The sequence below is a fragment of the Paenibacillus sp. Root52 genome (assembly GCF_001426865.1).
GTDB lineage: Bacteria > Bacillota > Bacilli > Paenibacillales > Paenibacillaceae > Paenibacillus.
On record NZ_LMFO01000002.1, the window covers coordinates 81949 to 102360 of the forward strand.

Annotated in this window: 12 protein-coding genes; 4 read left to right on the forward strand and 8 right to left on the reverse strand. The window is 46.8% G+C overall.

Going from position 1 to position 20412, the window contains the following annotated elements; genetic code table 11:
- Nucleotides 1-19: 19 nt before the first annotated feature.
- From ASD24_RS05565 to ASD24_RS05590, 6 genes are all read right to left on the reverse strand, one after another.
- On the reverse strand, nt 20-1111 hold the full coding sequence (locus ASD24_RS05565) for a TIGR04053 family radical SAM/SPASM domain-containing protein (protein WP_056693023.1): 1092 nt from the start codon (nt 1109-1111) through the stop codon (nt 20-22).
- Nucleotides 1112-1333: 222 nt separating this feature from the next.
- Entirely contained in the window at nt 1334-4705 is a 3372-nt protein-coding gene (locus ASD24_RS05570; protein ID WP_056692831.1) for a HEAT repeat domain-containing protein, read from the reverse strand.
- Between the two features lie 255 nt (nt 4706-4960).
- Complete coding sequence (locus ASD24_RS05575) at nt 4961-7288, reverse strand: ABC transporter permease (RefSeq protein ID WP_056692834.1); 2328 nt, start codon at nt 7286-7288, stop codon at nt 4961-4963.
- Nucleotides 7288-7992, reverse strand: coding sequence for an ABC transporter ATP-binding protein (locus ASD24_RS05580; RefSeq protein ID WP_056693026.1), 705 nt, complete (start codon nt 7990-7992; stop codon nt 7288-7290). The genes ASD24_RS05575 and ASD24_RS05580 overlap by 1 nt, the downstream gene beginning before the upstream one ends.
- 320 nt (nt 7993-8312) lie before the next feature.
- Nucleotides 8313-9473, reverse strand: coding sequence for a cobalamin-independent methionine synthase II family protein (locus ASD24_RS05585; protein WP_056692837.1), 1161 nt, complete (start codon nt 9471-9473; stop codon nt 8313-8315).
- Nucleotides 9474-9565: 92 nt separating this feature from the next.
- Nucleotides 9566-10135 (reverse strand): SF0329 family protein, encoded by a 570-nt coding sequence (locus ASD24_RS05590; protein WP_056692838.1) that lies wholly within the window; start codon nt 10133-10135, stop codon nt 9566-9568.
- 173 nt (nt 10136-10308) lie between these two features.
- On the opposite strand from ASD24_RS05590, the gene ASD24_RS05595 reads away from it, so the two are divergent.
- The 4 genes from ASD24_RS05595 (at nt 10309) to ASD24_RS05610 (ending at nt 13838) form a co-directional block, all read left to right on the forward strand.
- Nucleotides 10309-11430, forward strand: coding sequence for a C45 family autoproteolytic acyltransferase/hydolase (locus ASD24_RS05595; RefSeq protein WP_056692841.1), 1122 nt, complete (start codon nt 10309-10311; stop codon nt 11428-11430).
- A gap of 17 nt (nt 11431-11447) precedes the next feature.
- Nucleotides 11448-12323 carry an AraC family transcriptional regulator gene (locus ASD24_RS05600; RefSeq protein ID WP_056692843.1) on the forward strand — a complete coding sequence of 292 codons (876 nt, stop codon included), beginning with the start codon at nt 11448-11450 and terminating at the stop codon, nt 12321-12323.
- 69 nt (nt 12324-12392) lie between these two features.
- The gene (locus ASD24_RS05605; protein ID WP_235540399.1) at nt 12393-12743 is read left to right on the forward strand and encodes a YkvA family protein; all 351 of its coding nucleotides are present in this window, start codon (nt 12393-12395) and stop codon (nt 12741-12743) included.
- A gap of 36 nt (nt 12744-12779) precedes the next feature.
- A complete protein-coding gene (locus ASD24_RS05610) occupies nt 12780-13838 on the forward strand; it encodes an ankyrin repeat domain-containing protein (RefSeq protein WP_056692849.1) in 1059 nt (352 codons plus the stop codon).
- A 100-nt stretch (nt 13839-13938) separates the two neighbouring features.
- Here ASD24_RS05610 and ASD24_RS05615 read toward each other — a convergent pair whose 3' ends face one another.
- The gene (locus tag ASD24_RS05615; protein WP_056692852.1) at nt 13939-14925 is read right to left on the reverse strand and encodes a tRNA dihydrouridine synthase; all 987 of its coding nucleotides are present in this window, start codon (nt 14923-14925) and stop codon (nt 13939-13941) included.
- A gap of 215 nt (nt 14926-15140) precedes the next feature.
- Entirely contained in the window at nt 15141-20258 is a 5118-nt protein-coding gene (locus ASD24_RS05620; RefSeq protein WP_235540401.1) for an Ig-like domain-containing protein, read from the reverse strand.
- Between the last annotated feature and the right edge of the window lie 154 nt (nt 20259-20412).

A 20412-nucleotide genomic window follows, 5' to 3' on the forward strand; every position in this document is an offset into this window, starting at 1 on the left:
TTCACACTTCCCACCAATATTATGTTTGTCGCAACGCAGACGGAATATAGGCACACGCTGTATCACTCGCCATATAGTCTCCCGTAAGCGCATACGCTCTTGCCCTTGATCCACCGCACATCGTTTTGAATTCACAGACGCCACATTTGCCCTGCAATTGGGACTTGTCTCGCAACGTCTGCATTACTGGAGAATTCCTGTACACATCAATAAGTGATTGCTCCTTCACATTACCGCACACGACAGGCAGAAATCCGCTAGGATACACATCGCCGGTGTGACTGATAAATACAAAACCATCCCCATCATTCACACTTTGAGGTGCACGTCCCAGCATATCCACACGTTTCATGGGGCTCCGCTCGGGTCCTGCTGCCCCGCGCTCCTGCATCATCACCCGCCGATAGTGCGGTGCCTCCGTCGATTTCACACCGTAAGGCATCTCTTGCGCAATACGTACCATCCACTTCATGACCTCTTCATGCTCTTCTGGGCTAATCATATCCTTCTCTTGGGCTCTCCCTGTCGGGATCAGGAAAAATAAACTCCACAGAACCACGCCCATCTCCTTCACCTTGCGGCTAATCGCCTGCAAATCATGCAGGTTGTATCGGGAAACAGTGGTGTTCACTTGAATCGGAATGTGAGCTTCTTGCAGATACTGGATGCCCTTCATCGTCATATCGTAAGAACCCTTCGTTCCGCGAAAATGGTCATGGATCTCCGCTGTCGAACCGTCCAGGCTGAACGCCCAGCGGGATAAACCCACTTCTTTGGCTTTCGTTATTGCAGCACGTGTCACCTTGGGTGTAGCACTTGGTGTCATGGAGACAGGAAGCTGCTTCTCCTTGATGGCATACTCTGCCAACTCAAATAAATCCGGTCGCATTAACGGATCACCACCCGTAAACACAAATAACGGCTGTTCTTCCATTGCCGCAATGTCATCGATCAATTTTTTCCCCTGCTCGGTTGTCAGCTGCCTTGGATCTGCTCTATACTGGGCTTCCGCACGGCAATGAAGACATTTCAGAGCACACGCTCGTGTGACCTCCCAGATCACAATGAACGGATACTTAGCATAATCTCGTGGTTTCAGCTGAGGCATCATCTGAGGTTTCATCATCCATTCTCCTCCTCATACACATTCCATTAATTTTAAAGTAGCTGGAATAGCATGAAAGTGAGATGAATCACAATTGTGTTTTTGCTCCTAAAATGAAATAAATCAAAAAGACCGGACTCACCCCCAGATGCAGGTAGAGACCGGTCTCTAATTATTCTTTTTTTCTAGCTTAGTAAGGACTCAGAACCAATGCGAACTCAGATCATATTATTCAACAACAGTCCACAGATCTAATGCCACCATGCGGATCATCTCATGTTCATGAGTACGGTAAGCCCTTAACCGATCGGCAGAAGCCTCGTTCCATAATAGAGCCTTACCGGCGATCTTCAACAGCGAAAGACCTATATATGAGGAAGCGATCTGCGACTGAGCGTTCAACCGGTCTACGAGTTCAAGCAGACCCTCTGGTTTCCAGTAACCTACGCTGCCATTGACGACCCGCGCGATCTGATGGTAGGCAAAGTCGAGCAAATAAGGCTGTCCATCCACCATCGGAATAACAGCATTTAAACTAGCGACTGCTCCGTCAGTATCGCTCCAATCCGTCATAGCTAATTGCAACTTGATCACAGAAGGTTTCATCGTATCTTGAGACTGGAGACATTCGATCAAGCCTTTATACAAAGGTACAAGTATCCGCCTTGCAGGGCGAGGCAATGAGGCGAGCTTGTCTATTAAGGCGAGCAAACGCTGCCGGTGTGGCAGATCTCGCTCGGCTCCTGCATTCCAACCAGCTGTCGTTTCGGTCTCAGCCAATTGTCTGCACACGGCGATGACCTGTTCATTCGTTTGTCCATCACGGCAAGTTGCAATGAGTGTATTAAGTGCCGCCTCCCAACGTGTGCTATCCTGCAGATCCCCGAGTACTCTGCTCGCGCAAGCCGCAATCACATCTTCGTTCCCGTTCACCCACTGGGTCATTGCTCGGAAAGCCTCTTTCGCTACAGTCGAATCCGTATGACCTGCAATCTCTGTAATCCATTGCAGATACCGCGGACGCGCCTCCACGGGAAGATCACCCGGCTGCTGATTCAGTAAACTCCTTGCGATGTCCCGCTGTGGAGACGAAGCCATCGTGCTCATCATCGCCCAGCTACGTTCGTCGTCAAGACACTGCCTTGCCGCATGACCTATGGCAATGATCACGTCTTTGTGCGTATTCGGTTTCTCGTATTCCCGAACGAGCAGAGACATGCTCTCACTCGTTTTATAAGCGCCCAGAAGTCGAATCGCTTCTTTTCTAACCGTAACTTTCAGCTTCTCCCGGTCTAACAATTCGGAGAGAATGGACGTTAACAACAAAGGACTTACCCTGCGTGCGCATCTAGGAATGGAATACATCGCAACACGTGCCCGGTCTCCCTCTAGGTTGTCTAACAAAATAGGGAGTGCCTTCTCGGGCTCTTCCCATAACGAAAGCGCATGAAGCGCTGCCTCAACGACGTGTACTTCTTTGTCCTGCAACAGAACTTCCAGTTGATCCGAAGCATAGTCGGGCATACTCGCAAGATTTCTCATTGCCGATGCTCGCTCACGGAAGCTGCGCTTGGCATCTAATGCGACTCGTTCTAGCAAGGTAGCTAGTACTTTTTGCTGACGCGGCAGCCATCGATAAAAGCCATTATAGGCTGGCACAAGATAGATCGTTTTGCCTGATAAATGTTTTCCCTTAATAACCTTTCCTGTGATAAACGGATCTAGCCACTCTTGTCGTTTCAAATGCAGATGGTTGAACACCTCATAGAATGCAATGAAGGACGGATCTCTTTCGATTAGCTCTCTGACTCTCTCGTCCCGCGTTTTATGGGGAGCTAGCCAGTGCCGAACAGCCTGTGCAGGGGACTTTTGAGTTTTGACCAGTTGCTCTAACAGATGTTGGAGCTTCGGCAATCGCTCTACAGCTTTACCGAACGCATTCGCCATCCGCAGGACTACATCATCATTTTCACGCTTGTTAGCTTCCATAGCAAAAGCATAGATTTCATCAAACAAAATCTGAAGCGCATGACTCGGTATGCTATCCCAATCTTTGGCGAACAACACTAACTGCCCATCCCGCATAACCATTCTCTCAAAAGTTCGCAAAGCGAATTTAAACAGCCTACTCTCTGGCTCCAGTGCATGCTCCCTCAGTAAGTCAAAAGCCAATCTTTCCGTTACGTTCTTCGTTCCATATGAGGTATCTCGTGCTTCAACCACACTATCTATCAACACGGTTAGATCCTCTATATGCTCCTCCTTGAACATGTGCGCGGGACTATTCGACAGTTCCGATATAACTGCAAATCGAACCGGATCTTGGTCGTTTTTGACTCGGATCAAGAAATGAAGTGTATCATCCATACCGCGCCGAGATAGAATTGTGCTCTGAATCAACCGCCTATAAGCTAGGGCACGCTCATCCGCATTAGATACTTGAACTGATCCCTCTAGCTCCGCTCTCGCATGTCCAATCATACGCCTTGTTGTAATTTCAAGCGTCTGATACTGATCATCCCGAATCTCCCGAAGCTCCAGCATCCGCGCAGCTTCCTTATCCCGTAATTGATGTGGCAACACATCCAGTAGCAGAGTAGGAAATAGACGTGTTCTGCGCTCAGCTTCGGGATAGGCTGCATCAAACATCGCTTGACGAGAAGATGGAGCGAGTGTGTCCAGCACCTTGGCAACATGCTGGGGCTGCTCGGCAAGCAAGGTGACTAGTGTCGTCCATTGCACTGCCGTAAACCACTTTTTCTTGTTCAGAACACCTGCTGGCACCCCATGATTCAGAAGATACCCTCTTGCCTCTTCTCTTGTCAGCAGTTCAAATACACCCTCAGGGTTAGCCTGAATGAGAATACCTAATTGTCGCCTAAGTACAGGATGAATCTCGTCCTTCGGTCCATACTTCAGGGCGCAATCTATAACGATAGCCGGTCTTGTAACACTAAGTTTCTCAACGGCGGAAGAAAGCTTCCACCATACATATCCCTTTTCCCGTTGCGTAGCCTTCTGCAGCTCATTCTCCAGATATTCGGCAACCAGATCCGGGAAACGTCTCGTTAACTTCCGCCAATTATGTACCGCATAACCTAAGTCAGAGAGCCGTTTACGAACCGTCTCCTCGCTGCATACAGACAATAACACAGCAGCCTCATGGGCTCCCCAGCGAGTAAGCACAACCGGCAACAATCGCTCTGCCCAATTCTCTCTACCGATGTTCACAATGCTCTGCAACAAATGGCGACGGCAATGGTGCGACATCATTGTGATCTCGGATTCAATGGCATATTCAGGATCGGTGATGAGCTCTGGCAACAATCTAGCTGCCCGCCCCCTGACCCCTGCTTTGGTATGCTGCATAGCGAACATTACAGCCTGTGCATCCTTAGCGACTTGAGCGCCAGTCAGCGCCAAATGTGCCTCGTACGCAGTGCCGCTCTCCAGCAAGCTTATAAGTAACGCCGAATAGCCTTCATCATCTCGGTGTACACGCGCCAATAGCGCCATTTGTTTCATCCTATTGGAATACCCCAGTGTGTCTAGATCCTTCAAGAGCTGTTCTTGGTTTAGTGGTGTTGGATTAAGTGTCATGGGTGCTGCTCTCCCTTCTTGTCATGCAACCGTCTGAGCATTCATACCGAAATATCTCCTTTTAAATCCTACAGGCTACATAATTTCTCAAATCGTCATAGTCATTAATACGCTTAACACCAGCTAAAGGTTTTGCAAAAAAATCCCACCATTCATCATCGTAGAGATTTTGGCGTCCTCTACTGTGATTCATGGTGGGGCATATCACACTAATTTCTATTTACTTTGCTCCCCTAATTCCTGCAATTCTATCTGTTACTCTACGCTTTTTAGCGATTCCGTCATATGAATATTGGCAATGTTCCTTCTCAATAGCAGATTGGACAACATGGTAAGCAAGAACGCCAGTAGTATGGAGATCAGCAGGCCTGTCACATTTATTTGATCTGGGATTTGTTGATGGGTACTAGATAATGCATTGATCACAATTGTAAAACAGTACATACCTAAAGGTACGGCAACAACAGCTGCCAAGCCAGTTAATATGATGTTTTCCTTAAAAATAAGACTGTTAATTTTACCTATAGGATACCCCAGAACCTTGAGTGTGGCTAATTCTCGATTCCTTTCATGAATGTTAATAGAAGAGATTGTGTAGACAGCTCCTAAGGAGAGAACTACCGCACTTATGATGAACATCACAAACATAAACTGATTCTGATTCAGTATATATCTGGCTGATTCCTGAATTCTGGCTTTGTCCGTAAGAGAGTTTACGCGCTGATCCTGTTCAAAAAAATCGCGTATGCTTGCTAACTCCATATCACTATTAGCTTTTATCAACATCGAGGTTGGACGGTTATCGATCTGGAAGCTCTCTAAATAGGCTGGAGTTATATAAAAGGATGGGTGATTAAACTGATTCGTAATCTGGGCAACCTCCATCGTTACGGATTGGTTCCGTCGCTCCGGCTGCGTGAAGCGCAGTTGAATGAAGTCGCCTTCTACGATGTTGTAATGATCCGCATAGGATTTCGGTACAATCACGCCATGATCACCCATAGCTATTGGTTGATCTGCTTGATCAAACAATTTGATGAGGTTGTTTTCTTTGTCCATCACTACCATCGTAGCGTTCTCTCTGTTATTCCCACTTACTAATTCCACAGGTAGTGTAGAAATGAAGTGTTGGCTTTGAATGCCTGAGGGCAGATCGATCCCCTCTAATGCAGTACCCATTTTATAATCTACTCTCAGATCATAGGTGTACACATCCTCAATCTGATTAGCTATTTTCAGCAATGAAGCTTGGGTACCTACGGCGATGATCAGCAACACCATGCTCACCATCGTACCGATGGAGCTTGCCATTGCCTTCTTTTTATTCAGAAATAGGTTTCTCAAAATGATTTTGTGACTGAAGGAAATCCGTTTCCACATCCCTGGAATTCGTTCGATCAGTAGGTTCTTCATGTTGCGGGGTGGCTTCGGACGCATGATATAAGCTGCACGCTCGTTAAGTATCGTTCTACCACTCCAATAGACGGACAAGAGCCCAAAGATACTAGAGAACAGTAGCGGCGGTAGGATCAACCATGGAGAGAGTGAAAATGTAATGCCAGGCAATGAATACGACTTGGCGCTAGATGCTGTAACCAATGGGATAAACACGTATAGGGCTATGATGCAGCCTACAAGAGAGCCGATTAAACTAACCAGCAGAGCATACCCCATGTAATGAAACATAATCCAGCTATTCTTAATTCCCAGAGCCTTCATGATGCCGATCTGACCACGCTGTGCATCGATTGTTCTGGACATGGTTAGAAACAAAATAATTGCTGAGATCAAAAAGAGAATAAGTGGAATTACTTTACTCATCATGCCGTTGTTATAGATGGTCTGCTGAATCTGGGCATATCCGAACGACCGCTCTTTGCTCGTTTGCCCTAGATACGAAAGGTCTGCGGATTGTGCTTCCATGGTCTGCGCGATTAGATCCACATCATGCCCTTCCTTGGCATCAATGAGCAATTCATTGTAATACAGACTGTCTGCAATCTTCGGAATCGCTTCTTGGGGGACATAGGCTATGGCATAGGCTCTATGGTCTTGCGTAGCATTTTTCTTCACATATTCTACATTCTCGATCAGTCCGCTGATCTCAAACGCCACTTCTCTTCCATTTGTGTTCAAACGAATCGAATCACCCACCCGATACAAATGTTCTTCGGCATAGTGGGAATCAATAATGATCTCATCCGCTTGGTAAGGAAGACGACCCCCAATGATCATCGGTCTATTAATCTGATTCTCAGGCGGGAGCGAATGGATGGTAAATGCCGCTGTATAGCCATCGAAATATTGTAATGCATCCTTCGTATAACGCGCTTCAATACGTTCAACTCCGTCAACTTTAGCTAATTGTGCTACATCTTCTGCAGCAATACGATCGTAATACACACTGAGATCACTTAAGTTATATGTGGCAAAATAAGCCTCAGTATACTCACGCTGCTTCTGACTGTAGCTGCTTAATCCTGCATAGAAGAAGGCGCCTACGGCGATGACCAATACCAGCGCGATACATTGGACAACCGATTGTTTCATATCTCTGAATAATTTCACGATTAATTTCTTCATTACCATTCAATTCCTTCGATGCTTTGTTTGTTATCATTGATCGTGACGGATTCGATGCCACCACTTTTAACCTTAATAATTTTGTCAGCGATTGGAGCGATTGCGGCATTATGGGTGACCAGCACGACACATGTTTTGTGATCCCGATTCACTTGTTGAAGAAGCTTCAATACAGCCTTGCCCGTGACGTAGTCCAAAGCGCCCGTTGGTTCATCACATAGAAGAAGCATTGGATTCTTGGCGAGCGCTCGTGCAATAGCAACCCTTTGCTGCTCCCCACCAGAGAGCTGAGATGGAAAGTTGTGCAGACGATGCGATAGTCCCACCTGAGTCAGTACAGCTTCCGCATCGAGATGATCCCGGCATACTTCCGTGGCAAACTCTACATTTTCCAATGCGTTCAGATTTGGGATCAGATTATAAAACTGGAATACAAAACCAACATTCTCCCCGCGATGAGCAGTTCGTTTTTTTTCGCTCCATTTCGTAATATCCTGATTGCCAATGATAACCTGACCGGACGTAGCTGTATCCATGCCGCCAAGGATGTTCAGAATCGTGCTTTTCCCCGCACCACTTGCTCCCAAAATAACGACAAGCTCACCCTCGGCTATCGTAAAATTCACGCCGTCCAGCGCCTTGATTCGCACTTCACCAATCTGATATTCTTTTGAAACCTGTTTGAATTCAATCAGCTTCCTCATCATAAACATTTCCTCCCGTGTTATACGCCGTATAAAAAGGCTTAGAGCCTGAACATAAAGCACTTATCCCCTTTTATTGTCTTCATTTCCATCATACATCTTGGTAGAATAATGACCTCCTGCAAACGATGGATCGTAGCATCCGTCTCAAGAAGGAATTCATCGGAAGGATATAAGGTTGAAGTCGGCATACAAAATAGAGATGACTCGCGATCCATTGCTGAATCTGCAAGCCATCTCTATGAACTTCATGTATCGCTATTGGAGTCTGGAGTCTACGACAGTGACAAATGAAGTAATGCTATTTTCCCAATACGTTCTTAGCTACCCCAATATTGCTTGGCAATCCGTTGACCTTGATCAATCTTCGCCCATTGCTGGGATTCACTTAGCTCGTTACCACCGTCGCAGGATGCAAACCCGCATTGGTGGGATAACAGCAAGCGATCTTTATCAATGATTTTGGATGCTTCGTCCAACAGACGAAGTACACGATCTTCATCATCCAGTGTGCTCGTTTTGGAAGACAACAGTCCCAGTACGATTTCCGTTTCAGGTCTGTCCTTGAATACTTCCAGTGCTTCAATCGAACCTGCACGATCGTCATCCCACTCTAGGAAGAAGCGATCATACTTCAACTGCTTCAGGAATAGATTCGCAATTTTTGCGTATGATCCTCCACCCATGTTGCGGGAATCATAATTACCGCGGCAGTTATGGGTCCACATTTTCAAGCCAAGGCTATGGCCATAGTCGATTACGGTGTTGTTAATATCAATGAATTCAGTAGCGAGACCCTGTACTTCGTCTTGATTGATATGCTCCCCAGTAAACGGAGAGTTCGGGTTGTCGTCTGCAAACAGCTCCCACAAGCAATCATCGAATTGCAGGATTTTGCCGCCGGCTGCAGCGAATTCTGTTACGAATTCTTTATAAGCTTTGACAAGCCCTGCTTTGAGTTCCTGAATGTTCTGGTACACCGCATCTGTGCCACCAATGTTATCCGACCAGGACAGCTCACCGAAGATATGGGAAGGTGACGGTACGCAAAGCTTCGTTTGCTGATCTCCTGCCGTGTCTTGCAGCTGTTTGAACAGTTGAATGAAATGGTGATTCTTGCCGCTCAGTTCGCCAGTGATGCGAAGTCCAATGTCTTTACGTGTTTCATATTTCGAAGTGCCGTCTACGTCTCTGAAAAAGTATCCATGATCCGCGATATAACGCTCCACTCCACCAAAGCCCCACACAAAATCTAGATGCCACATGGATTTGGAGAATTCACCATCTGTAATAATCGACAGGTTATGCTCAATTTCTTTCTTGACCACCTGCTCGATTGCTTTGGTTTCACACTGTGCATATCCCTCAAAATGGTTATAGAACGGATACTGGATATCATCACGGTGTTCAATTTGCGTTTTATATTCTAGCAGCTCATCCGGCCGCAATAAACTTCCTACGATCTGGAACTTATCAGTCATGTAAATAACCCCCTCGTTGTATACGAGTATCATATCACGATAGAGGCAGTTAGAAGAGATACTTAAAAACCATAACTAGTTATAGCTAAAAGCTATAGCGAGCTACGCCGTAACTCATAAAAATACTGCACAGCGGAATGCTTGGACTTCACCTTCTCGGACATGTTCAATATTCGCTTCTTGCCCACACGCCTGTCCACCAGAGCCAGAATATTCAACAGAATATCATCGCTCTCCAGGCTTACCTCTATTGAAGTCGTTAAAAATGTATTTGCCACCACGTTAAAATTGGATTTACTTAGTGCAGTCTGTGCGGACAAGATCTCTTTCGCTACGGCTGTACTTTTCTTACTTCTTGCCATAACGGGTAGACGATCCTCAGGCACGTTTCCTTTGGTCGCTTTTCTAACCTCTTCAATATCTTCATCACTAACCGGAATCTCAATCTGCGGATCATTCTTGATCTCCTGATCCGACTGGTACCAGCGGATCGGGGTCGTCTTATCCATCATATTAAGAATGTTCTTCTTATCTACGACAAGATAACTAAGTCCAGCCTTATCTGGTGAATACCGGTAACTGGTTGATCCATATTCAACTCTTCCAACTAACGCAGGACAGAGGAAACTCTCCAATTGTTGCTTCAATTTACTCCAGGACATAATTCCTCCTATGTTGATCCATTTGATAGGTGCTGCACACCAGGTTTACGAAATGCAATTCAAAACATTCATTCCACTTTTCATCTTACTTTAGTATAGCTCAAAAAACAGCACAAAATATCATGCACCCCTCATCTCCCTACCGTAAACTTTGGAAAAAAGGAGGTTTCGAGATGTTAACACTTCCCGTTCACACACTAGAATTACAAGGTACAAACTACGAGATTGGCCATAGACTAGGTACACTAATTTCTGAAAATAGAGCACAACAACTCGCGTATACACGCACACTTGAAGGCTTTGGAGAGAACGAATATCGAGAAGCGATCCATCTCTTCGATGAATGGTGCCCAGGCATATCGGAAGAGATTGCTGGATTTGCAGAGGCCTTGCGCGTACCTGCCAAACAGATTGCATATTATGCCCTATCTTATCTGCTCCCGCGATGCAGCCAGATTGCCCTGCTGCCCTCGATGACAGCACTGAACAAACCCTTACTTGCTCGTAACTATGAATTCAATCATCAGATGGAGGATTTTGTTCTTGCTAGAACCTCTGTCACTGGTAAATACACACACATGGGAACGAGTACGATGAGCTTTGGACGTGACGATGGTTTTAATGAGCATGGACTTGCGGTAACGATGAGTGCTTGCGGTTTTCCCGTTGGGGCTGAGCCCTTTATGCGAGCACCTAAGCTTAAAGGCTTACATTTCTGGGCGGCCATTCGCGCGGTACTGGAACATTGTACTAATGTTGAAGAAGCGCTGCTCTATCTCAAGGACATGCCGATCGCCTGTAATGTCAATATGATGTTGCTCGATCAATCCGGTAACGCTGCTTTATTCGAAACGATGGATGGTAACCAAGCTACTAAGCACATTGATCCAGCCTCGCCAGAACAGTTCCTCTGGGCGACCAATCATCCCGTTCTTCCGGAACTCGTGAGTTATGAGCCGCAGGCTGCGATTCATTCTTTGCGACGAGCGGAGTGGATTGTTTCCCAACTGGAGGGATCGACTGGTGTAACACATGAACAGCTCAAGGACATGTTATTGTCGAGCTATCCCAATGGGCTGTGTTGTCATTATTTTGAGGACTATTTCGGCACCACCAAAAGCATGCTGTTCTCCCCCGCAGACGGTATAATAGAGCTATGTTGGGGCGGTAGAGCCGCCAATGGCTGGCACACATACGATATCAGACAACCCATACCAGAAACATCAACTACAATTCAGATTAGCTTGGAGAGAGCGGACTTGGCGATGTTCGGATACCAATCATTGCACCGTTGATTATGGAGGGATTCCTATTGGACTACCGACCAGCATTAGAGCAGGCGATCATCTATATCGAAGATAGGCTTGGTGAAGCGATCAAAGTGGAGGAGGTTGCGCGGGCAGCAGGGTACTCCTACTACCATTTGAACCGCCAATTCAGCGCGATATTGGGAGAGAGCATTGGCAGTTACATTAAGAAACGGCGATTAGCAAGTGCAGCGAAGGCTTTACTTTATACGAATAAAAAGGTGATTGAGATTGCGCTGGAAAATGGATTCGAGTCCTCCGAGTCGTTTAGCCGTGCGTTTAAATTCAACTATAGGATCAGCCCACAGGAATACCGCATTAATCGCTTAGATACCTTTATTGCTTCCAAGTCGAAACTGCACGCTAATGTTCTGGATCATCTGACGCTCAATGTCACGATCCAACCCACCATTGTTATGTTTCCCGAGACGAAGATCGCCGGAATACGTGGACACACCACACTTAAGGATAATAAGCTAGCCGCCTTGTGGCAGGCGTTCAACCACATCGCTACCCAGATCCCCCACCGTTCCATTCCTGGACGGGGCTTTGGCGTCTGCGAGGCGTGTCATGAGAACAGTTTGTACGAAATGAGTGATGAGGTGATATTCACAGAGGTTGCTGGCGTGGAGGTCGATTCTTTTGCAGATCTGCCTGAACCATTTGTACAAAAGACTCTTCCAGCAGGACGTTACGCGGTATTCACTCATACAGGGTCACTTCGCGCGCTGCCTCAGACCTTCCAGTACATATGGGGAACATGGCTGCTTAATACGAAAGAGGAAATGGACGACCGAGAGGATTTTGAGTTATATGATCAACGTTATTTGGGTTACGATCACCCTAATTCCAAGATTGATCTATACATTCCGCTTAGATAAGTTAAAAAGGATGTACATATATAGAGGGGGACTACCACCATTTTACAAAAAATAAAACAAACTGCGAAATTGCTTAAATCCAATTTGCTCGTATTGTATCTATCCTACCGTGATCCTAGAGTAAAATGGTTTGCTAAGCTGTTTACACTGTGTGTTGTAGCTTATGCTTTCAGTCCCATCGACCTTATCCCAGACTTCATACCGATTTTAGGCTATGTGGATGACCTCATTATCGTTCCAATCGGCATCGTCCTTGCTCTGAAAATGATACCTCAGGTGGTCATTGAAGAGAACAGACCCAAAGCACAGGAGATTTTAAGCAAACCTAGAAACTGGTACACGGCTACGTTGTTCATTATCGTATGGGTTCTCCTTGCCGCGTGGCTTAGTTTGTACGTGTATAACCGTTTTTTCAGTTGAAGAAGGTCAGTACTTATAGAGGAGAGGAATAAACGAATGGCTAAGAAAAAGAAAACAACCTTACCCGCTGATATTGAAAAACTTATTGCCAATAATGATATTGCTGCCGTCAAAGAGGTATTTGAGCAATGCGAATGGGATGCCCGCGGGGGCTATAGCAAAGGTACAGCGCTCAGCTTACGGAAGATTTCCGATGAACTCGTTCGCTGGTTAGTGGAACAAGGGGCTGATGTTAACGCCCAAGACAAATACCAGCGTACACCTCTTCACGCTCATGCAGCACACTGGTCAGGGAATGTAAGCTTACTTCTTGAATTGGGCGCAGATCCGAATGCTCTTGATTACCAGAACGAAACACCGCTGCACGCAGCCTTCAATTCGTATAGAACCCAAGCGGTACAAGAGTTGATTAACCATGGTGTAGATATTAACGTACAGAATAAAAGGGGAAATACTCCACTGGCTAAGGGCTTAATCAATTGCCGGAATGCAGATATTGTTCATATGGCGGAAATCGCCACTATGCTGTTGGATGCTGGAGCATCGGTCACCCCGGAGATGAAAGAGTCGGTAAAAGGAATTGGCAAGAATTTTGAATTCATCCGAGAAAAATATAATAAAGACCGTGTTGACGAAGTTTCAGGCGCACTACTCAAGCTGTATCAGCTCTTTGATGTGGAGCCAGTAGCTGTACGCATCATGCATGATGGAACTACGCCCATTCAGGTAACAGCAACCACTTGGCCTAAACAACACCAAGAGCTGTGGGAATATCTCATCCCGCCCCAAGGCTATGCCCCAACGGTTCAGGGAGAGGTTATTCGGATCACCGGGCGTGTTTCCCATGAAGTATTGGACAATGGTGGTGGCAACTGGGATGCCGATTTCCGTAAGATGCTGGATGCGTTGGTACAGCACTTCGGTACGGGTTCACCGTTAACTCCAGCCCTTCTGCAAGAGGCAAACGACTTGGTCAGTAGGCTTCGCAAAGGTTCGGACTATGATGCGCCTGCCAGATTATGCGAATTAGCGGTACAATGGGTGCTTGCCAATCCTCAGCCAGTGGCGATGGCGCAACCGGCGTATTCTCGCTGAGGGTAGACTTGGTCATTTTATACTCTATAAAAAAAAGCTAAACTGCTTCTCTGACATGAAGTCAGAAGAATTGCAGTTTAGCTTTACTTTTTTTTATATGTTACGCCTCTTCTACCCTCTCTTGACTCTTGCTTGCAAACTCATCAAGCAGCGTCCGCACGACACTTGTTGATTTTGCATTCATTAAGTCATTGCGAAGCTCACTTGCGCCACGGAATCCACGAACATAGATTTTGAAGAAACGTGTAAGCGCGCTGAATGAACGTGGCTCTTGTTCTGAATATTGGTCATGGAGATCCAGGTGCAACCTTAGCAGATTGAGCAATTCCTCGCTACTGTGTTCCTTTGGCTGCTTCTCAAAGGCAAACGGATTCTGGAAAATCCCCCGCCCAATCATAATGCCATCCACACCATACTGTTCAGCGAGCTTCAAGCCAGTCTCACGATCAGGAATATCGCCGTTAATCGTCAGAAGTGTATGCGGCGCAATCTCATCCCGAAGCTTCTTAATCTCAGGGATCAGTTCCCAGTGTGCATCGACTTTACTCATTTCCTCTCTAGTGCGCAGATGAATGGATAGGTTCACAATGTCCTGCTGCAAAATATGAGTTAACCAGTCACGCCATTCGTCTACTTCTGTGAAGCCGAGCCTTGTTTTCACACTGACAGGCAATCCTCCGGCTTTGGCAGCTTGGATGATCTCCGCAGCGATTGCGGGACGGCAGATCAGGCCGCTCCCTTTCCCATTCTCTGCAACATTGGCTACAGGACAACCCATATTAATGTCGATGCCTTTGAAGCCTTCTTTTGCCATACCGATACTCATCTCACGAAAGAATTCCGGTTTATCTCCCCAAATATGAGCCACAATGGGCTGTTCGTCCGCTGTAAACGTCAAACGTCCGCGCACACTTTTGTTCCCCTCAGGGTGACAGTAGCTCTCCGTGTTCGCAAATTCCGTAAAAAATACATCTGGTCTCCCCGCTTCACTCACGACATGACGAAACACAACATCCGTCACATCCTCCATCGGTGCCAGTATAAAAAATGGTCGTGGTAACTCACGCCAAAAATTGTCTTTCGTCATATCCAAAACCTCTCTATGCATACTAGGGAATTCTTTATCCCGAAAATGTTAAAACATCTGTAGACCGATTATATCACACCCCCAAGAGAAGCATACTTCTCCCTGAATGACAAAAAAGCGGAACGAGCGTGCTAATTAGCTCTCGTTCTGCTTTCTAGTTTCCATGTAATATATCTTATCCTACCGCAGCACACCAAAAGTTTAATTATCTCTAATCAGATTAGATCTGACTTCTGCAGCAATCTCTGCATGATCGTCGCAATCTCGGCACGTGTGATTTTACCTTTTGGCGCTAATAAAAACTGACTGCGACCCTGCACAAGACCGGACTTTACGCTGTCCGCTGCACTGCTGCGTGCCCATGAGGATACAGTAGTCTCATCTTGGAACATCTGGAGCGTGGCATCTAAAGACTCTGCGTTCAGGCTGTCTTTCAACCCAGTAATCGTCATCGCTTTCGCCAATATGACCATCGCCTGTTCTCTTGTAATGGTTTCGTTAGGATGGAACGTACCATCCTCGAAGCCGTTGATCAGCCCATAAGCATGTGCTGTACGGATAGCACCATTGTACCAATCCTCGGTCTTCACATCGATAAATGGAGTTTCCCCATTCTCCGGACGAAGTCCTAGACCACGAACAACGATGGCAGCGAACTCTGCACGGGTCACGGCTCGATCAGGATTGAAGGTACCATTGCCAACGCCTTCCACAATCATTCTAGACCCCATATCGTTCACAGCATCTTTACCCCAATGATTCGTTACATCTGCAAATTGTAGCGGATGCCATACCACTGCATATGTGCTATTGGTCAAACTGTTAATTTGAGCTTCGTATCTTCCATTATTCTGACGTACTTTGGTTGGAACATGGCGAACCGTGCCGTCCGGCTCCACCACAACGCCGGTTGTAATCTTGTTAGGATCTACGTCGTCTGGAATAGCTATCGTTCTCTCGACATAGGCATCAAAATGACTGACTTCAACGGACTTGTCCCCATAAACAACATTAACCGTAAAGTCCAGCGGTGGAGTAACTAGTGTTAACTCGTTTTGAGCGGCTGCGCGCCCTACAATGTCCGATTGAGCAGATGTCGGGGCTGCAATTTCAATCCGTACCTTGATTCCCTGCAAGTCGCTAGCTCCTCCAACTTGGCTTGCAATCTCTCCAATACGGATCTGACCTGCCGGCACGGTATATGAAGCTTGCTCCGTTTGGAATTCCAGTACAGCTTGATAATCTCCCATCGTCCTGATCATTTCACCCGTAAGCTCACCGACGAAGACGTCAAATGTTTGACGAATGGGGATTGTGACAATAGCACCTTGTCCTTCCTCCGCCAATCTATCGTTCAGCTTCTGCTGATCCACCACAATGGTCAATGCCGTTTGTTGATCACGTCGGGATATTGTCGCTTGTCCGGCATTCTCCACTTTTCCATTAACCAGAATATCGACGCCTGTCGTTACCGTTGTTGGCACTGTTGGTGCTGTTGTCGGTGGTGTGATTGGCGTTACTGGTGCGGTGGATGGAACTTCTGTTACAGGTAGATTGGTTGACGGAGCAGAAGCTGCTACTGGCACAACTGCATTGGACTTCGCCGAGTCTATGCTTTTGCCAGCACCGTTAATGGCCTTCACCGTGAACGTATAGCTTGTTCCGTTACTCAATCCTGGTACTGTTATTGGACTAGCGATGCCTGTAATTATTGTGTTCCCTGGCGATACGATCACCTCGTATCCCGTAATTGGACTTCCACCATTATGAGCTGGTGCCGTAAATCTCACAATGGCTTGTCCGTTGCCCGGAGTCGCCGTCACATCTGTTGGCGCTCCTGGAACGCTTGAAGGGATAACGCTGACCTGATTGGAGGCTTCGCTAAGCCCTCCTTTATTCTCTGCTTTTACAACAAAGTAATAGATCTTGCCGTTAACCAAATCAGGAATCATATAAGGTGATGATGCCTCATCTGTGATTTCAATCCTATGGTCAGGATCACCATCTGTTGCCATATAGATCCGGTACTCTACATCGGGTTCCGTTTCCCATTTCAACGTTACGTGACCATCCCCAGGTTCAGCTGTCAGATTCCGAGGGTTGGCTGGTGCATTAGGCAGATTCACCGCCTGTGTTACTTTGAAAGTGACAGGCAGCATCTGATCTGCTGTCAACGTAATGGTAGCGGTATATGTTCCTGCCGGTAATCCATCTTTGGCACGTAGCATGAACTCTGTCTGATCTCCAGCGGTCAATTCAGTATCCGGCTGCGTGATAACAAAGGCATCCGAATCATCCCCGCTCAGGGATGCAGATAAATGAACCAGATTTCCTGTACCCGTATGTTGAATGGACACGGTGTTCGTTTCCTGAGTACCAGATTCGTAATCGAGCATGAGCGACTCCAATGTGCGATCATCAATCGGAGCAATCGTATATGTTGGAGCTGCTGTCACCGTAAGAACCATGCTACCTTTTTTACTCATATCTATTGTAGAGGTCGCGAAAATGGTATATTCCCCCGGCTCAGCATCGGCTTCTACCGTAACATAACCTGTATCGCTGACCTTCACCTTATTGGTTGCATCGCTACTGCTCCACGTCACCGTTACATCGGCTCCGCCTACGGTATCTACCGTTGCCGTCAGCTGTCTGCTCTCGCCCTGCATCAGGCTGTCCGTAGCCGGGTTAACCATGACACTGTTCACGGCCGGTGCATACGTCACCTTAATGTTTGCCGTTGCAACCTTGGTTAGATCGTACACAGATGTCGCTGTAATGACATAGTCACCTGGCACAGCATCAGGAGCAACGCTAACATTCCCCGTGCCGCTTACAGTTACCTTGTTGCTAGAATCATTGCTTGCCCACATCACGGAAGGATCGGCTCCACCTACCGCAGTTACCGTGGCCGTGAGTTGCTCGCTTCTTCCTTGTGCAACATTAGCACTCTCCGGATTGACAGTGATATTGTGAATAGCTGGTGCATACATCACTGTAACGGTTGCCTTTCCCGTCTTACTGCTGTCTTCAATCGATGTAGCTGTCATTGTGTAATCCCCTGGTACAGCATCTGCTGCAGCCGTTACAAAGCCGGTATCACTTACCTCAACTTTGCCAGTTAGATCGCTGCTGCTCCATGTTACCACCGTCGAAGCTCCACCAACTGCCTCAACGATTGCCTCTAACTGTGTACCATCTCCTTGCACGATGCTTGCTGGATCAGGCGTAACGATTACTCCGTTTACTGCTGGTGCATACGTCACCGTAATAGTGGCTGTACCCACCTTACTGCTGTCTACCGTCGAAGTTGCCGTAATGGTGTAGTTCCCTGGCACAGCATCTGCGGAAACCGTCACGAAGCCGGTATCGCTTACCTCAACCTTGTTATCCGTGTCACTGCTGGCCCATGTCACCGATGTGGGCGCCCCACCTACAGCGTTTACCGTTGCTACCAGCTGTCTGCTCTCTCCTTGCAGCAAACTGTCAGTATCTGGGCTTACAGTAACACTATTAACAGCCGGTGCATATGTGACCGTAATGACTGCCGTTTCTCTCTTGCCCGTATCATAAGTGGAAGATGCTGTAATGGTGTAATCACCCGGTGTAGCATCGGATGCCACACTAACCTTCCCCGTTGCATCTACCGTCACTTTATTACCGAGATCACTGCTATGCCATCTTACTGTGTCTGGTGCACCACCTACGGCTACTACCGTTGCCGTTAACTGGGTGCTCTCACCCTGCATCAGGCTATCCGTACTTGGATTAACCGTTATACTCTGAACTGCTGGTGCATATGTCACCGTAACGGTTGATGTTGCTGTTTTGGTACGATCAAACGTGGAAGTCGCCGTGATGATGTAATTACCTGGTGTTGCGTCTCGTGCTACCGTAACTAAGCCCGTAGCATTTACTGATACCTTGTTCGTGACATCACTACTGCTCCATGTCAACGTTGTTGCTGCCTCTCCTACTGCGTTAACAGAAGCAAATAGTTGTCTGTTGCCACCTTGCATCGTACTAGTTGTAACTGGACTTACAGTAACACTAGTTACGCTTGGTGGCGGCGGCGGGGTGAATTGGGCTGCCCTTATATTTACTACTTTTCTGTCATTCTCGTCCCACACCGCATACAGCGCTCCGTTCAGGGCTGTTATAGCAGGGTGCACGGCTGTTTTAGTTCCAAAAGCATTCAAGCCCCCATTTCTTCCATTTTCAGCTAGAACCCATCCATTGCCATCATATTTTTTCACACGGATTTTAAAAACGGGAACTCCGCTTACCCACTCGTTTGAATTCTCGGTCCATATGGCATACAACTCATTATTTAAACCCGCTAACTGAACCTCGAAAGCGCGTAGCCCTATATTCACATTAATGCCGTATTCGCCATCTCCATCAATATTAGTCCAAGTAGTGCCGTCGAATTTCTTAACACGAATCTGATCATCCGTGCTATATTGACCCCCACGAGCTTCCACCCATGCTACGTACAATTGACCATTCATAACACTTAGAGATGGGGTTATTGCATTATTCCAACTTACCTTGTTCAAGCCAGCTCCACCGTCAGCGACCGTCCAGTTAGTGCCATCATATTTCTTAGCTCGCACTGTACTGAAGCCGGTGCCTACTCTTTCAGACCACAGTGCATATAAATCATTGCCAAATACAATCATAGCTGGCCCACCTGCTCCACTGCCTGGGGCTACATTCAACCCATCAGTTCCGCCGCCATCGAGGCTTGTCCACGTAGTACCATTGTATTTCTTCGCACGGATCTTAGCTGCCTCTCCCCACATTGCGTACAACTCGCCTTTATATGCAGTCAATTTTGGACTTAATGCTGTGATGGAAGGATTTTCATTGATCCCGGCAGGGTTCCCCCCTTCAGCATTTGTCCAGCTCGTACCATCATATTTTTTGACCCGAACTTGTGCAGTATAAGAAGCATTTCTCTCCAACCAAGTCAGATACAACGCATTGTTATAAACAGCTAGTGCTGGAGACTCAACATCTCTGTTGACATCGTAATTTAAACCATATGTTGGGTGACCCCCATCAACACTAACCCAGTTTGAGCCATTAAACTTTTTAACCCTGATCTGGCTAATCGTAGGCGTACTCGGAATTGTTTCTTTCCACGCTACATAAATTTCACCATTCCATTCCAATATGGCAGGATTTTCGCCCCTCATGGCTGGATTTACATTAATGCCAGTTGCCCCATTCCCATCAATAATCGACCAGCCGGATGCTGCCGACGTTACCCCGCCTCCAATCACCAAGGATGGTATAAAGAGAATGATGGCTAGCAACAGGTGTGCCATTCTTCGAAAATGTCTGTTGTATCTCTTACTTAATATTCTCAATGAAATCATTACGCATCTATCCCTCCGTTTTCTCGTTCTATTGATGCATCTATACATTTCTGCTCAGCATAACGGAGGTCACCTTAAAAAAACCTTAAAAACTGACGCTATT

What these genes read in the sequence shown, in the direction of transcription:
- ASD24_RS05610 (WP_056692849.1), top strand. Translation starts at nt 12,780, where the DNA reads ATGGCTAAGAAAAAGAAAACAACCTTACCCGCTGATATTGAAAAACTT.
- ASD24_RS05585 (WP_056692837.1), bottom strand. Translation starts at nt 9,473, where the DNA reads ATGACTGATAAGTTCCAGATCGTAGGAAGTTTATTGCGGCCGGATGAG.
- ASD24_RS05575 (WP_056692834.1), bottom strand. Translation starts at nt 7,288, where the DNA reads ATGAAGAAATTAATCGTGAAATTATTCAGAGATATGAAACAATCGGTT.
- ASD24_RS05620 (WP_235540401.1), bottom strand. Translation starts at nt 20,258, where the DNA reads ATGGCACACCTGTTGCTAGCCATCATTCTCTTTATACCATCCTTGGTG.
- ASD24_RS05595 (WP_056692841.1), top strand. Translation starts at nt 10,309, where the DNA reads ATGTTAACACTTCCCGTTCACACACTAGAATTACAAGGTACAAACTAC.
- ASD24_RS05580 (WP_056693026.1), bottom strand. Translation starts at nt 7,992, where the DNA reads ATGAGGAAGCTGATTGAATTCAAACAGGTTTCAAAAGAATATCAGATT.
- ASD24_RS05565 (WP_056693023.1), bottom strand. Translation starts at nt 1,111, where the DNA reads ATGATGCCTCAGCTGAAACCACGAGATTATGCTAAGTATCCGTTCATT.
- ASD24_RS05570 (WP_056692831.1), bottom strand. Translation starts at nt 4,705, where the DNA reads ATGACACTTAATCCAACACCACTAAACCAAGAACAGCTCTTGAAGGAT.
- ASD24_RS05615 (WP_056692852.1), bottom strand. Translation starts at nt 14,925, where the DNA reads ATGACGAAAGACAATTTTTGGCGTGAGTTACCACGACCATTTTTTATA.
- ASD24_RS05590 (WP_056692838.1), bottom strand. Translation starts at nt 10,135, where the DNA reads ATGTCCTGGAGTAAATTGAAGCAACAATTGGAGAGTTTCCTCTGTCCT.